Below are 15,185 nucleotides of genomic sequence, written 5' to 3'. Positions count from 1 at the left end.
AATATATGCCAAAAATCGTATATGTAGACATGGACGATGTGCTTGTAAATTATACAGAAGCTGTAACCTTTAAAAAACTCCAGAAACCTGAGCAGGCATACCCTCAAGCTGAATTGGGATTTTTCAGCTGCTTAGCCCCTAAAGTAGGTGGCATTGCTGTGATGAAAAAGATGCTCGAACATCCAGAAATTGAACCTTACATAGCCACAGCGCCAAGTTTGCAAAATCCATTGTGTTATATGGAGAAGCGTATTTGGGTAGAGCAACACTTAGGCATGGAATATGTCAGTCGTCTTATCATAATTCCGAACAAAGGATTGCTGAAGGGAGATATTCTTATCGACGACCACGTTGAAGGAAAGGGCCAAGAGTTTTTTAAGGGGGATTTGTGGCAGTTTGGTTCAATACGCTTTCCAGACTGGAGTGCTGTTGAGATTGAGTTATTTAATAACTTTCTCAGATGATGACGCCTTACTTAATAGTCAAGCTAACTGGCGAAAGTTGTTGGCTCGAAGTGGTGGTTGAGCCAGATTGATTTCGATGCGATTTAAATAAGGAAACTGCTTTAACATTTAGGCAGATTCCTTACTATGGTCACGGGTTTCAGAGTTTTTTCTTATCTATTTCTTTGGCTTACATCTTTTCACAAGCACTATGCTGCCAATAATCATTAGCGCAATTGGTAGTAAAAATTCCATCATTTTTCCTTAACCGCCCTATAGGCGTCATTCACTAATTTGTCTGGTTAGTTACGTTGAGGTTTAGCAAAACCGGAACATCATGTACTTAAAACGCACCCATGGATCTTCTGGCTCGGGTGTATTTGCATAACGTCTATCATAGGCTAAAACACCGAAGGCGTACTTAATATGCAGTATTAACGGAGGTAAAAGGCAATTCATATCCTCAGTATAGATAAACCAGCAAAAGCACATGATAGTGATAATGCTCAAAAGGACTAAAGGTATCCATTTGGCAAGTGTTTTGTCGTTTAGATGACGGCGCATAATTAGAAACCATCCCCAAATCCACTGTCGAAATCGCAGCTAAATGTGTCGTTAGGCAATGACCAAGCATCATCGCTTGTGCTGCTATTACACGCCGATGTGTCGGATTCAGTAATGCCAAATGGGTTGCCATGCACATCGACTCCTGTGTTACTTATCATAGGTGTGCCATCAATGTTTACGATCGGGCCGTTGTGATTATTGTCAGTCATGCAGTTATTCCTTTAATGTGATTAAGAGTAAAGCTCCTAAATTGACATTAATGAAAAAAAGCACTTTTTCAAGCATATTTTTCGCAATGGTGGACAATAAAAATGTTGAGTGAGTTTTGTAGTTTTTCTTTCATTTTTTTATCTTGTCTCGGACTTCACACTCACATTAGTGACGACATTTTAATGCTGAGCTTGCAGGTTGGCGTTAACAGAATGTGCTTTTTGACGAGCAAAAATCGGTACGATTTTCTGCGACAAAAGTGCTTGTGATAACAAGCTTTCAAGCGCGGATTTGGGCGATTACGCAGTAATGGCTCAAAGGAGCACGCGCATGTACAGCTGGTCTGTACTAACCGCATTTTAGTTTTGCCTCAGCAAAATTTAGGGGTGAATTTGGCACAAATACACCGCTAAACCCCAGACTTTTCGTGAGAAAAGTGAGCGAGACGCGAGGGGGAATAAGATGGCACATCGCCCCCTCGACGTGAGCGGCGAAAATGCGGTTAGTACAGAGCGTAGCTCGGTGCATGCGCGTCTGATGCCGTGGAGTGCTAGAACGGAGTTCGTAAGCTAGCGTCGATGACGAGTCATCAGAGCTGGCGGGCGCTTCAGGGCATCTGAGTCGTTTGCGCAGCAAGTGACTCATCAGCCAAAGGCTGGCTTGGTAGCGATGTTCATCGCTATTTTCATTCCGACAGGATGAAAGCAGTTTATCGTGATGAAAATCTGCAATTATTCACTCAAAAATATCATCAATGCGTTAAATTTGTCCCCTCGATGGCTAGTTAATTGTACCCATTTAATCAAAGGTATTTTTAATGACATCACACAGTAGCGCAAAGGATAAATCGGTCGCGAATCTTCCACTTCGATACGACCCGTTTTTGAATTTCGATATGCAATATCGACCTGGCGTAAATAACAATAAAACGGGGAAAATCCGCCGCGAGTTCACCATGAAATTGGTGGCTCGATTCGGTCTGATTTCACCGAGTAACATTGCTTGGCTCTATGGCATCAGCCATCGGCAATCTCTGGAGCATTTAAATAAGCTTGTCCAAGAGCAACTGCTCTGCCTTGTTACTACCCATCGTTCCCACGATGGCCGTGTTTATACACTCACTTACAGTGGCGCAAAATACGCCGAAGAGTTACTGAATGTTGCAGTCTATTATCGTGCGAAAGAGCATCCGGCGCTGCAAGTGAACCAGAACACTTTAATGCACGACTTAATCATGCAGTTTGTGTTGTTGAAAGGCATCCATCATCACAAGCCCAACGGAGAACCTAACCCGCTATGGTGTGCCATGATGACTGAGCCCGAGTTTAAACGGCGTTTTACTCACAGCAGCGTGCGAAATGTGGATGGAATAGTGAGGGAGGTGGATGGAACCATTTGTGCCGTCGAAATAGAGCATTCCTTTAAGACAAAAGCCGCGCGGCAAACCATTTTACTGAAATGGCATGATGGGATAGGGCAAGGCTACTACGATAAGGTCATGCTGTTTTCTCAATCCTTGCACATTTTTAGCGACATTAAACGACTTCATGAGCAGCTCTATGAGGAGCTAACCACAAGGCCTGATAAAAAGACTCGTCAGCCTTTATTAACTGCGCAAGATGCGGCATCACTTAAGCAACGAATTATCTATCGTACTCTGCTGTGTGATGAACTCACCGAACGGTTTTATCGCTAGCAAACAATCTCTAATTTCCAAAAACGACAAAAGGCACCTAAGTGCCTTTTGAAGGGTATACAAAGATTTTACAATGCATTACCAGTAGATGAAGTCGGCTGCACACTTTGGTACTGCCATCTGAAATAATAATTTTTATTATTTCAACCTGTTAAGGCTTCATTGCGAGGTCGTCCCTGTTCCCCACATTGATAAGTAAGCACATCTTAGGATAATTCAATCAAGTTGAAGAAATATTTCAAACGATGGGATTAAAAATAAAGAGACATAACAAATCATTTACAGCTCTAAGGTTAGGTTACTTAAAAGCTTTATGTGCTACTACGCGGTGATTAAATTGGAAAACTAATTTTGTCTCCGGTTTGAAGTGATTGAGTGAAATGGGCTACTTTAATAGCATTATTTTTATCTAATATGCCGCTGTCGACTGAAATTTATAACCCGAAAAATGTACAAAAGTGGATGATGCTTTAAAACATTATTGCCTAAAAACGTTTTAGCGCCAGTTTTTTTCTCTTTGCCAACATGAATCAGTTGACTAAATTTTAGTAATACAACAAGGTGAAGAGAGTAGCTGTGGTGATTCATTTATCTAGTAATTTAATCTTGTATTCGGGAGTGATATTTTGGATACAACTATATAAAAATCGTTCGATATGCTCATAGGGCCGGACTAAAAACCGCCTATAAACAAAATATTGGAGATCAATTGGTGTCCAATGGCAGGAAATAGCGTTCAATAGGTATTTGATATGAGAGTTCGTCGCAAACATATTAATCAGGTTCTTGAACAACAAAAATACAATAAAAAACTTCGTTACATTGACCCATTAAAAGTTAAACGCCTTCTCGGTAGTTTTTTTCCCTCAGGTATTTTAGCCAAACTGATTGATGTTGATCTCATAGCTTTAAATGACGAAGCTGTTATTCGCATGGGAGGCGGCGATGTAAAGCCTAAATATCTAAGCAAAGAATACGAAAGTACGGTGCTTGGTGTTGTTGATGAAATGGAAAAATACAATCGCAAGTTAGTGTCTCATTCAGAAATAATGAGGGATCGTTCGTTCTATTCTGCACCATTCGACCTGACAATTAGGTATGGTTCTAAACAAGACATGCCTCGCTTCCATGAAAGCTGGAGCGAACAGACCTTGCTGGAATCCACCGTTCAGGTCTATAACCTCAGTGATTGCAAATGCAGATCATGCTATCGGCCACCAGATGAACATCGAGCAATCTTGCACATATACAAAGATATGTTCAACGGTCATATATGGCGAATATCAGTTCCGATTCAGTACCTCATGAAAGGCTTCCCATTGAAACCGAACGGTCACATGGGTTACTACCATAGCTTTGTTGTTCAGCACCCAGACTCATATTTGCTTGAGTGGCTGAACAACAATGCGACTTTGGAGGGGATCCCAGAAGAGCCGCGATACAACTACGTTGGTATTACATCACGTAATTGGTTGATTAGAATGAAAGAGCATATACGTGGTATTGAATCGGGCGAAAACAAAAAGTTCTATAATTCTTGGAGACATTTCGCTAAAAATGAGCGTGTCGACTTCATGTCTGAACTGATCGTTGCTAATCAGTCTTACGATGACATCATGGCTTGGGAAGAAGCTCGAGTGGATATCGAAATGGCGGAGGGACGGGCATTAAATATGATCCCGGGTGGCTTCAAGGGGATACGCGAATTACATAAGCTTGGTGTTCTTAACAAAGAGCGGCCCACGTTGAAAGAGCGTCTAACTGCGATTGAAGCTGCCGAACGAGCTAATCCGAGAAGCGGCGTACCTAACCTCCTTATTTCTGAATTATGGAAAGAAGACAGTTATGCCGCAAAAATCATTTGTGGTGCTGAAGGTCGCCTATCAGTCGAGCAAGTTCGTACAGCTCGTGATCTCAATCTAGTTGGAATATCTGTGGAAGATATTGCAGATAAAATAGGTGCTCTTAATGTGCTCCAAGTAAAAAGACTCTTGGATGGGAAAACGTATTCTCGTGTTCATTGATTCCTTTTGTCTTTCAAAACTGATATCTCATTATCTGCCTCATTCAGAGTCACCGCTAGATTATTTGTTACTAGCGACCACGGGCCAATTGACCTACTTTTTGTAATGTTGAAAGTGGTAGTTTATTAACAATAAGCTTCATTTACTGATGAAGTGAATCGGCGACTAATGTTCATGCTCACCTAGAGGTGAGATTAAGGAGTGGCTCACATTTCATTGACACTCTGATGATTGTTGAATTGATGGCGATTCACAATTCGCGTTTTTACTGGTCTAATGAGGTAAACGCGCTTGTGCATTAATAAACTGTTATGCAAGCGAGAGTACAGACCAAACTCAGATGACGCAAAATATTCATAAAGGAGTATAGATGAAAATAATATCGGTATTTAACAACAAAGGAGGAGTTGGTAAATCCACTTTGACCTACCACTTAGGTGCAGCTTTATCAGAGAAAGGAAAGAAAGTTTTACTTATCGACCTCGACCCTCAGTCTAATTTAACGTTGTACGGTCTTTCCGAAGCTCGATTAGAGGAAATTTGGAATTCAGAAGATGAGTATATTGCAGACTATAAAGCTGCGAAATCAAAAATGAGTGACGAGCAGTTTAAGGCTTTCCAAAATGATAACCATTCGATACATTATCTATTAAAACCAATTGAAGACGGCGAATCAGAAGAAAAAGAATTATCTACACCTGTTTCTCTGAGGCCTAATTTAGATTTAATTCCTGGTAGACTAACCCTTCACCTGTTCGAAAATAAACTAGCTAAACACTGGAGCGAAGCTTTTTTAGGTGAGCCTCAGGCAATCAGAATTGTTACTTCAGTACGAAAAATATGTGAAGACTATTCTCAAAAATTTGGTTATGACATTACACTTATTGATACATCCCCTAGTCTAGGGTCTCTTAATAAAGTAATTATATCAAGCGCTGACGCAATACTTATCCCTTGTGCTCCTGATATGTTTTCTGACTACGGTATTAGAAATATTGGTAATGCTCTTTCCGTATGGAGCAGGGAGTTCAATACAATGTATTCCTTACTATCTGACAGTAAAAGGAAATACTTCCCAAGTAAATTTGTGAAACTCTTGGGGTACACGGTCTACAATGCCAAAAAAAGATCTGATGCTCCCAATGAGCTGAACATAGCTCTCGCACATTATAATTATGCAAAAAAAATTCCAACAACTATAAAAACTTTTATCCCAAGTGACTGTTTAATAAACAGTGGCAAGAAATATTTTGACAGTTCAATAGGTGGTAACTCTGTAATTCATGGCCATGGCACCCTCCCGACAATGGCTCAAAAATATAAAGCCCCAATGTGGGAGGTTCCAAATCTTCCAAACTTAGGTGATGAAAAACCTACGATAAAAGGGAATGCTGGTAGCTATTTCGATACTCGAAAGGGCTATTTAGAACTTGCCAATGATGTATTGGAAAGATTGGAGTTACTCTAATATGGAAAATATCAATCTGGATGACGCAATTAACTTCATTAAAGACGATATGCATTCGTATGAATTACTCCATGACAAATTTTTATCTTATATAAACAGAGATCCTGAGCTTAAAAAGTTGGTTCATAGCTATAAGTCTAGATTTAAGGATCTTGACCATCTAAAAAGCAAAATTGAGAGGAAAAATCATGATGATTTAATGTTGCCTGAAGGTGAGAGGAAGGGGCCTATAACGAAAGACAACATAAAAGCTCGAATTACTGATATTTGTGGTATACGAATACTCCACCTTTATATTGGTCAATTTGAAGCCATTCATAAAACGCTAATGAAATATGTTGAATCGGGGGAACTTGCTCTTTTTGAGCCACCAAAGGCATATACATGGGATCCTGAATATTCCAAAACATTTGCTGCTTTAGGGGTTTCCCCCAAGCTTAAAGAAAGTTTTTATACCAGTGTACATTATGTGTTTAAACCTAGGGCGGACAGCAACATCACCTGCGAGGTTCAAGTTCGCACTTTATTTGAAGAAGTTTGGGGAGAGATTGATCATACTTTCAATTATCCGGAACCATCTAAAAGCAAGGTGATACAGGAACAGCTCAAAGTTTTAGCCCGAGTCGTAGGAGCAGGAACTAGGCTTTCTGATTCAATATTTGAGCTAAACACTCTTCAAAATGTGGAACGAAATGCATAACAAGTACATGTTGTCGGACTGGTATTCTACTCCGCTACAAGCCTGTCATAAATGTGGGCGTTATAAACCTATGGAGGAATAGTGGGTAGTAAAATTCCAGAAGCGATTCGAGTAAATGGTACTTTGGTCTCTGCTTTAGGCTTTGAAGAACAGCCTTTTGGTAAGCTATTTTGCAGCGTCGACGGGTGCCACGCAGAACTTAGTTTTGTCAAAAGACATAACAGAAAGTATGAGTCAAAAACGGTAGAAATTGCTCCATGTTTTAGACTAAAGCGATATGAGCAACATAGTTTGAGTTGCAAGTTTGATTTATCTGGGAGATTAGAACTTGTCGCTAAGAGCTCTGACTCAGAAGTATTCAGAGCTGTTTCAGCATTCAAATATGAGTTTCGTTTACACATACTATTGAGAGCGCTAAGGGAGTTAACAGATCATCAAGTGAAACGAAAAGGGGCTAGTTGGGGAGCAACAGGTGAACAAAATAAAAAGTTTTCAAACAAAGGGCACTTAACCAATTATCTACGTACACTAAAACAGATATTAGAACTAAGAGAATTATGTGAAGAAAAAGAAGAACTTTCTTCTTTGGTAACACTTGATTTTAAGGGGAGTAAAATACCTTGGAGCCAATTCTTCTTCGATATCAGTAACCTATTTGATTTTTTGAAATACTATAAACCAGAGGAAACCACACCGCCTTTGGCGATATCAGGGCACATAAAAGAGATTAGTCCGCCAACAGAGCGCTTTAGATATCATCAAATAAAGTTAGAATCCCCATTCATTGAAGTGAATGAGAAAGGTGTCATAAATAAACCGACACCTGAAATTACAATTAAAGATCCTCGGCTTTTGAAGCACTTTAAAGTTGGGGCTGAGTATATATTTTTTGGTATTTGGTACGTTCGTCAGAGACCAAAAAAGGGCAGAGGTGAAAACTCCCATATCACGTGGATCTTTAATAATATAGTGCTCAATGTAACTTATGAAGATCACTTCATCGAAATCGGTTTATAACTGTTTAAGACTGATTTGCATCGCGTGGCATTTTGGCTATGTGTTGCGTTTGGCCACTACAATTTAAGATATTAGGTTGGCGCAATAATTTTACCAATGAATATAAAAAGGAGCCTAACGGCTCCTTTTTATTACTTAGAGTTCTATTTAGTTTCGTTATAGCCTCTATGAAACTTTTTTAAAATAATCACCCAACTGGCTAAACAGCTGGATCGTCGTGCAATACTTGTCCTTCTTAGGCCTTTTACCCTTTCTTTAACAAATTGTTCAGCTGTTGCAGGGTCAAGTTCTACTATGCTGGTAACTTCAGCCCATTTCATCCAAGTCCAGCCAAAATCGCTAGATTCAAATCTATCGGCAAGGTATTGATATTTCGCAATATCATTGTTTTTCTGTAAAAGGACACGACCAGCAGTTGTAACGGTGTTATTTGGGTTAAGGAGCCCCAAACATTTTGCAGCATGTGTGTGGTAATCCACTTGGCGGTCTGAAGTAATACCTTCAATTAATTCATGTTTAAGCTCACCACCGTTTAACCTTTGCTTTACAATTGTAATTACACGGTCTAAGCAGTTGGCTTGAGGTACCTTGTTTGAGTCAATAAACACTTTGGTACTTTCTTCAAGCTTCTTAATGATTGGTAATAGACTTACTGAACTAATTCGTATTGGCTTTTTCAAAGTATCAGATGTTTTTGACCGAAGCGTTAATTCAAGGCTGTCGAGATTCACAACATCAAGAAGGTTTTTAAGACGGTAAGGGTCAACCTCTAATTCTTCTAGTTTGTCTAGAATCGTATTTTCATCTGCGAGGATACTCTCAAGTAGCTCTATAGCGACAGCCGCTCGATCTTGGTTACTTGAACCAAGCTTCACATCAAAAGAACCATATTGAGCTGATAATGGGTATATGCCAGGCTTTTTGTTACGCTCGTCCTTCATTAATAGTTTGATCATATCCCCAAATGCAGAAAGTACATTGGATACAGCACCATCACTTGGAGAGTTATGGCCACTACGCTTGGCTATTCGTAAGTTAAAGTCCCAATTAGATTCTGGGGCAATTGATTGTATTTCTTCAAAATCAATTGAAAAACCTTTTGGAGGTAGATTAACAGAAGCGCAGTTAAGTTCTGTAAGTTCTTCAATAGACGTAGGTAGCCCACGACTCTCATCAAAAGTCGAAACAATTTTTAATTGTTTCGACTTTTGAAATACACTATGAAAAGTTCGTTCTTCACGAAGTAATTCATCAAGGATTGCAGTTGATACAGGAGCGTAAACCCACTTGGTGCAAGTGTGGTCGTCGTAGTCCCCACCCCAGTAAACTAGATGTAAGTGATCTAACTCATCTTTTACAGAAAAGCATTTTGGCCCATAAAAGTCATCGTAGATTTCAAAAAATCTTAGTTGGCCTAAATATGTGTCTCTAGGTAAAACTTTCATTATTCTTCTACCTTATGACTTATGTACTCGTGAGGTTTAGCTCCTTCCTGTACCCATAAAGTTACGTGCCCACTCATGGTCAGTTCTTTAGGTATTACGCCTAGTTCTGGGCATAAGCTTCCACACACAGTATGCCAATTCCCATATTGTTCTGGATAAGGATAATTTCGTGCAACTTGCTTGATTTTATCTAGCTTCGTCCAAACAGAGACTCCATATGACAACGGGATTTGGTCTTTGTTGTAAGGGTAGTTAGGTTTTTCTTCTCTATGAGGGAGAAAATCCACTTGTGTTGGTGGAAATGTTCTTGCCAGTCGGTATACCCAGCCTTCAGCTGGTACTGTTTCCTCTAGTGCAGGAATCCCTTCAGGGAAGTTAGCTGGCCAACTATATTCAGTTTTGTTATTGATCATTCTAAATATCGAATCTTTGAATTGCCTGAAGAGGTGTTTTTACACCCGAAATTATTGCTTTAATGCTATCATGTAACGCTTGATAATGCATAATAGTTTATTGCATATTGTAGTTTATTCATTGACTTAGCTTAAAGGGAGAATTTGGGTGTCCAAGATACAGAATGCTTATAGTAAAATAGTAGTTATTGTGCCTCTTTATATTTGTGCATATACCCTTGGAGCCGTTTGGCTTCTATTTGATGGTTGGCTAAACCAGTTTTCGTCAATTACTTGGCTATGGGGGGGGGATGAACGGACACAATTTCCAGAGCTCATTTATTTCCTGAATTTTGTCATAATAGGCTCATTATTAGGTAGTGCCCTATTAGGTATAACTTCATTTCATCGTTACAAAGCGATTGAAAAATCTTTCGAGGTTGACCACATATGGGGATATTTTTTTCTTCCAGTGCTTGCTCTTGTTGTAGGGATTTTGGTTTTTGCTTTGATTCAAGCTGGGTTATTTGTATTAGCAGGAAATGTTAGTAGTGAAAAGAGCCCAGAAAGTGCGACTCTAGGTTATTTAGCTATTGGTGGTGTTGCAGGTTACAACTGGGATGTGTTTATTAAGAAGTTGCAAGAGCTTTCTGTGAGTGTTTTGAAGTCTCAGTCTAAAGAGTGAATATAAATTGTGATGTAGTTCGTAAATCAAAGCATGCGTTAATTGGTTAATCCGAGTAATTCATCTGTAACTAAATTAGTGAGTAATCTGATACGTTTCTGTTCTAAAGTGTTTGTGTTGTCACATCTTGCTAGAGCCTAATTAAAAATGATTTATGGACTTAATTCGTGAACAAGTTTGATTATGTATGGAAGCGAACCCTTTTGGGTTCGCGAGTAAGGGCTAACACTTAACATCACTGCTAAACGTTATCTTAAACTTAAACTTCAATAATCTGCTCAGCCCAGAATTGTTCGTCGGTGTCAAAATTGAGAGTCGGGACGATCCTAATAACTGCTTGAATCCGCAGTAAACAACTCTCAATAGCCAGATATTTCATCTTTATACATCAACAATAGCATCATCATTTCCAAGCCCATTAAATACTGAGTATCAAACTCAGTATGCTCCTCAAAAAGTGATTTACTGATGCTAATGCTTAAGTGCTGTCCTTTAATATCGCGATGAAGATAGATATATCGACTGAAAATTGTAGCTTGGAAAATGTCCAGAAGTGGATTGATGCTTTAAAACGTTTTACCCCGAAGCGTGTTAAACCAACGACCTAATAGAGAGTTCAGATAGGATCTCTGTTGTTCATTTTCTGCCATTTCAATGATGCTTACTTGGTAGAATATAGTTTACTTTAAAATTTTTAAGGTAAATTATTTTTTACCAAGCTAGTTTTGGCCTATTACTTTGACATTTGGGTTTTGGTAAATTATTGTTCACTCTAATTAGTTTATGGTAAAGAGTAATTTACTTGTGGGAAGGAATAAAATTCAAATTGGCACTGTTGCTAGTGTTGCACTAGCTCATTTCGCCACTCTGCTTTCAATCCAGCGTAAGGAAAAGAAACTCACTGTAGAAGAGCTGTGTTCACGAGTTGGGGCATCTAAGCCCACTATGATAAAGATTCTTAAGGGTGATCCGTCTGTAAGTATCGGACTTTACTTCGAAACTGCTTGGGTGTTAGGTGTTTCCTTATTTGAACCCGATGAAAATCGGTTTGCTATTAAACATAAAACAAATGCGAAAATAGAAGCACTGCTGCCTAATCGAGTAAGAAGGAAAAAGGTAATTTTGGATGACGACTTCTAGTAACCAATGCTTCGTTTGGAAATGGCTTAGAGGACAGTCAGAACCTGTGGTAGCCGGTAGACTCACTATTGATGAATCTGGCCAACATTTTACCTATGGTCAGTCTTACTTGAAGCGTCCAGATGCAGAGCCAATTTACTCACATGAATTACCGCTTTCTGCTGGTACTATGCAGCCAGTTCAAGGCATGTCTATATTCTCATGCTTGCGTGATGCAGCTCCTGATGCTTGGGGACGTAGGGCCATTATTTCTCGGCTGATGAGCAAAGGCTATGATGCTGAGTCTAACGAAATAACGTATTTGATGCATTCCGCTTCAGACCGGATCGGTTCTCTCGACTTTCAAGAATCGGCCACTGAGTATGTTGATCGTTCTACTGATGCAGCCACGCTTGAAGAGTTATACCTGGTGTCTGAAATCGTCGCTCAAGGTAAGAAAATCCCGTTGGATTTGGATAAAGCACTTATGCATTGTACATCGCTGGGAGGTGCTCGTCCGAAAGCGATGATCACTGGTGGTGAAGCTAAGTATATTGCTAAGTTTTCATCCCAAAATGATACTTACGAGGTTGTCTATTCAGAATACGTAGCCATGAAGTTAGCTAAGTTAGCCGGACTCAATGTGGCCGAAGTTGTATTAAAAAAAGCATTAGGCAAAGATGTTCTTCTTGTTAAACGATTCGATAGAGACTTGATTGGTGGTATTTGGTGTCGTCGCTCTATGGTGTCCGGACTGACAGTTTTAGGCTTAGATGAAGCATTGGCTAGCGAGGCTTCTTATGTAGACCTAGTAAACGTTATGAAGCAGTATTGCATCGCATTTGCCTCTGATAGCCAAGAGCTATTTGCACGGATGGTATTTAACGTGCTGATCGGCAATACGGATGACCATGCTCGCAATCACGCTTTCTTTGTCGAAGGGGATAAAATATCTCTATCACCTGCTTATGATATTTGTCCACAAAACCGTAGCGGTGGGGAGGCAAATCATGGAATGAAGCTCTTCGACAATTCAAATTTGTCTCTGTTATCACTTTGTCTGAAAGCAGCACCAAGCTTCAATATTAAGGCCGAAAAAGCAGAAGAAATTATCAGATCGCAGATTAATACGATTATTCAAGAGTTTGAATCCGTGTGTAACGAAGTAGATGTCTCTGAAGTAACGCGAAAGTTACTTTTCAAACGTGTGATATTGAATGACTACATATTCAATGAAATGGAACACCTAAAGCCGCAAGATGATCGCTAACGTCTCAGAATACATGGAATCATAAGTATCTAAATGGATAATGACCGTGCGAGCAGAAGTTGTATGAACCTCTATTCACTACGATAAGATTCTAGGCTTGTTATCTTAACAAGCTAATGCCCTTAACGAGCTAACGCAATTACTCTAAAGATCGGCTTTGAACGATAAGTAGACACTGGCAGATAGTAAACTCACAGGGTATGCTACCTTGCAAAGTCTTGCTGATAAATGATACCTACAGGTGAATATGCGAAATGTTCTTGTTTTATTAATTACGATTCTTGCTTGTAATTCCTTCGTAGCTACAAATAAGGAACCTTGGGGGATAAAATGGCACATAGAATGTTAATTTAATGTAGATTATCATCACCTGCACACATCCACTTTAATTGTTTTTTGCGAATTTATTGTGTGCTTAAATATTCAGTTAACGTTTGGTTATAGATAAATACTTAGGTACAACCAATTATGCTTGACGCTTTCCTAGAGCAGTTACAACAAAATGACTTTACTCGGCACGAAGTAGAACAACTAAAGCAATCTGCAAAGCTGTGTTCTTTGCCTAGTCGGCATATTTTTCACCATCAAGGGGAAGTTGCAAAAGAGATTTTCTTTCTATTAGAAGGAATATGTCACGCTGTTTATTTTACTGACAAGGGCAAAGAGTTTAGCAAACAGTTTTATTGGGAAAATGACTGGATCATCGGTTTTGAAAGCCTAGTTAGCCAAACGCCATCACCATACCAACTTGAATCACTTACCCCTTGCTCGATTATGTCTCTCCCTATCGAAACATTAAGAAAATGGCGTGAGAATAAATATAGTATTTATCTCAAGCTATTGGAAATACAACTGATGTATAAAGAAAACAAAGAGCGTTTTATGTTGCTTTATACTCCAGAAGAACGCTATCTACAGTTCTGTAACAGTTATCCTAACTTGTTAGAGCGTCTCACCGATTATCAAATTGCAGCTTATCTTGGCATTACACCTATCAGCCTTAGTCGTATCAAAAAACGCAGCCTAACTTAACAATTGTTAATGCCTAGACTTATTCACCTTGCTAAATTTCGGATATCACTATTTGTAAGGCTGAATTAAAATGATTACTTGGCAATTCCATCCGTTTCCCCAATTAACAACAATGCAACTATATCAACTGCTAAAACTCAGAGTTGACGTGTTTGTTGTCGAGCAAGAATGTCCCTATCCTGAGTTGGATGGTAAAGATCACCAAGAAGGTGTTTACCACTTACTGGGTTATCAAGATGACAAGTTAATAGCCTGTGCACGCTTAATGTCAAAGGGGGTTAGTTATCCATCCGTCAGTATTGGTCGTGTTGCTATTTCAAAAAGTTCTCGTGGAGGTGGCATAGGGCATCAACTGGTACAAGAGGCTCTATGTGCATGTGACAAGTTGTGGCCCAGAGAGTCAATCGAAATTGGCGCTCAAGAACACCTATCAGAATTCTACCAAAACCATGGATTTATGCCGACTTCTGTAATGTATTTGGAGGATGATATCCCACATATCGATATGAAGTTGGAAAAATAACAGTGTCTTTTTCTGTGGTAAACCTCGCGATTATCCTTCTCATATTAGGTAATCTTGCTGCTTCACTATCTGATGTCGCAGTTAAGTTACTTAATGGGGAGGTATCAACCTTTCAGTACATTTTTATACGGCAATTATTTTCTACTTTAGTTATTTGTCCTTTATGGTTAAAGCAGTCCAAACAAAAGCGAAAACTGTATAGCGCTAAACTCAATCTATTTAGGGCACATCTAATTATAATAGGCAGCGGTTGTATGGTAATTGCAATCACTCACTTAACTTTAGCGACGGCTAATGCGGTTTTTCATGCTGCGCCACTAATGATGCTTCCATTATCGATTTTACTTCTCCGAGAGAAACTAACGATTAAGAGCAGTGTATTATCTCTTATAGGGTTTTCAGGAGTTATCGTGGTTTTAAGACCATCAGAATTTGAATTGGCGGCAGTCTTCGCCCTTGTTACCACATTCACAATTGCGTTGTTCAACCTTACCGCGAGAAAATTACCAACGGAGCAAACTGTTGTCAGCACACTTTTTTGGACATCATTACTTTCACTACCGATATCTGGCTGCCTAGCTATATTCTATTGGG

General features: G+C 39.4%; 15 protein-coding genes. 12 read left to right on the top strand and 3 right to left on the bottom strand.

All coding sequences use genetic code 11. The features are described 5' to 3' along the window. Positions 1-5 precede the first annotated feature (5 nt). Positions 6-464, top strand: coding sequence for a 5' nucleotidase, NT5C type (locus tag Q4Q49_RS10655; protein WP_107947332.1), 459 nt, complete (start codon positions 6-8; stop codon positions 462-464). 545 nt (positions 465-1,009) lie between these two features. Here Q4Q49_RS10655 and Q4Q49_RS10650 read toward each other — a convergent pair. Beyond that, on the bottom strand, positions 1,010-1,219 hold the full coding sequence (locus tag Q4Q49_RS10650) for a hypothetical protein (protein ID WP_107947334.1): 210 nt from the start codon (positions 1,217-1,219) through the stop codon (positions 1,010-1,012). A gap of 818 nt (positions 1,220-2,037) precedes the next feature. Between Q4Q49_RS10650 and Q4Q49_RS10645 the strand changes: the two genes are divergently transcribed. From Q4Q49_RS10645 to Q4Q49_RS10625, 5 genes are all read left to right on the top strand, one after another. Beyond that, on the top strand, positions 2,038-2,916 hold the full coding sequence (locus tag Q4Q49_RS10645; RefSeq protein WP_311999320.1) for a hypothetical protein: 879 nt from the start codon (positions 2,038-2,040) through the stop codon (positions 2,914-2,916). A gap of 752 nt (positions 2,917-3,668) precedes the next feature. Continuing rightward, positions 3,669-4,940, top strand: coding sequence for a hypothetical protein (locus Q4Q49_RS10640; RefSeq protein WP_311999319.1), 1,272 nt, complete (start codon positions 3,669-3,671; stop codon positions 4,938-4,940). A gap of 370 nt (positions 4,941-5,310) precedes the next feature. Continuing rightward, entirely contained in the window at positions 5,311-6,408 is a 1,098-nt protein-coding gene (locus Q4Q49_RS10635) for a ParA family protein (RefSeq protein WP_311999318.1), read from the top strand. 1 nt (position 6,409) lies between these two features. After that, positions 6,410-7,108, top strand: coding sequence for a RelA/SpoT domain-containing protein (locus tag Q4Q49_RS10630; RefSeq protein WP_311999317.1), 699 nt, complete (start codon positions 6,410-6,412; stop codon positions 7,106-7,108). 81 nt (positions 7,109-7,189) lie between these two features. Next, positions 7,190-8,125 (top strand): hypothetical protein, encoded by a 936-nt coding sequence (locus Q4Q49_RS10625; protein ID WP_311999316.1) that lies wholly within the window; start codon positions 7,190-7,192, stop codon positions 8,123-8,125. A 143-nt stretch (positions 8,126-8,268) separates the two neighbouring features. Here the strand turns inward: Q4Q49_RS10625 and Q4Q49_RS10620 are convergent, their stop codons facing one another. Both Q4Q49_RS10620 and Q4Q49_RS10615 read right to left on the bottom strand, forming a co-directional pair. Next, entirely contained in the window at positions 8,269-9,570 is a 1,302-nt protein-coding gene (locus Q4Q49_RS10620; RefSeq protein ID WP_311999315.1) for a DUF6575 domain-containing protein, read from the bottom strand. After that, a complete protein-coding gene (locus tag Q4Q49_RS10615; protein WP_311999314.1) occupies positions 9,570-9,983 on the bottom strand; it encodes a hypothetical protein in 414 nt (137 codons plus the stop codon). Before Q4Q49_RS10615 ends, Q4Q49_RS10620 begins: the two co-directional genes overlap by 1 nt. A gap of 148 nt (positions 9,984-10,131) precedes the next feature. Between Q4Q49_RS10615 and Q4Q49_RS10610 the strand changes: the two genes are divergently transcribed. From Q4Q49_RS10610 to Q4Q49_RS10585, 6 genes are all read left to right on the top strand, one after another. After that, positions 10,132-10,647, top strand: a complete 516-nt coding sequence (locus tag Q4Q49_RS10610) for a hypothetical protein (protein ID WP_311999313.1) — start codon at positions 10,132-10,134, stop codon at positions 10,645-10,647. An 804-nt stretch (positions 10,648-11,451) separates the two neighbouring features. Then, a complete protein-coding gene (locus Q4Q49_RS10605) occupies positions 11,452-11,787 on the top strand; it encodes a helix-turn-helix transcriptional regulator (protein ID WP_311999312.1) in 336 nt (111 codons plus the stop codon). Beyond that, a complete protein-coding gene (locus Q4Q49_RS10600; RefSeq protein WP_311999311.1) occupies positions 11,774-13,036 on the top strand; it encodes a HipA domain-containing protein in 1,263 nt (420 codons plus the stop codon). Before Q4Q49_RS10605 ends, Q4Q49_RS10600 begins: the two co-directional genes overlap by 14 nt. A gap of 468 nt (positions 13,037-13,504) precedes the next feature. Further along, entirely contained in the window at positions 13,505-14,068 is a 564-nt protein-coding gene (locus Q4Q49_RS10595) for a Crp/Fnr family transcriptional regulator (protein WP_259562349.1), read from the top strand. A gap of 70 nt (positions 14,069-14,138) precedes the next feature. Next, the gene (locus tag Q4Q49_RS10590) at positions 14,139-14,591 is read left to right on the top strand and encodes a GNAT family N-acetyltransferase (RefSeq protein ID WP_259562348.1); all 453 of its coding nucleotides are present in this window, start codon (positions 14,139-14,141) and stop codon (positions 14,589-14,591) included. Positions 14,592-14,593: 2 nt separating this feature from the next. Then, positions 14,594-15,185: DMT family transporter (locus Q4Q49_RS10585; RefSeq protein WP_311999310.1), on the top strand; the 592-nt coding region annotated here is incomplete at its 3' end.

This window comes from Shewanella sp. SP1S1-7 (genome assembly GCF_031932105.1).
In the GTDB taxonomy this organism is placed as follows: domain Bacteria; phylum Pseudomonadota; class Gammaproteobacteria; order Enterobacterales; family Shewanellaceae; genus Shewanella; species Shewanella baltica.
Note: the sequence above shows the minus strand (reverse complement) of the source record. Positions and strands in the feature narration are given on the sequence as shown.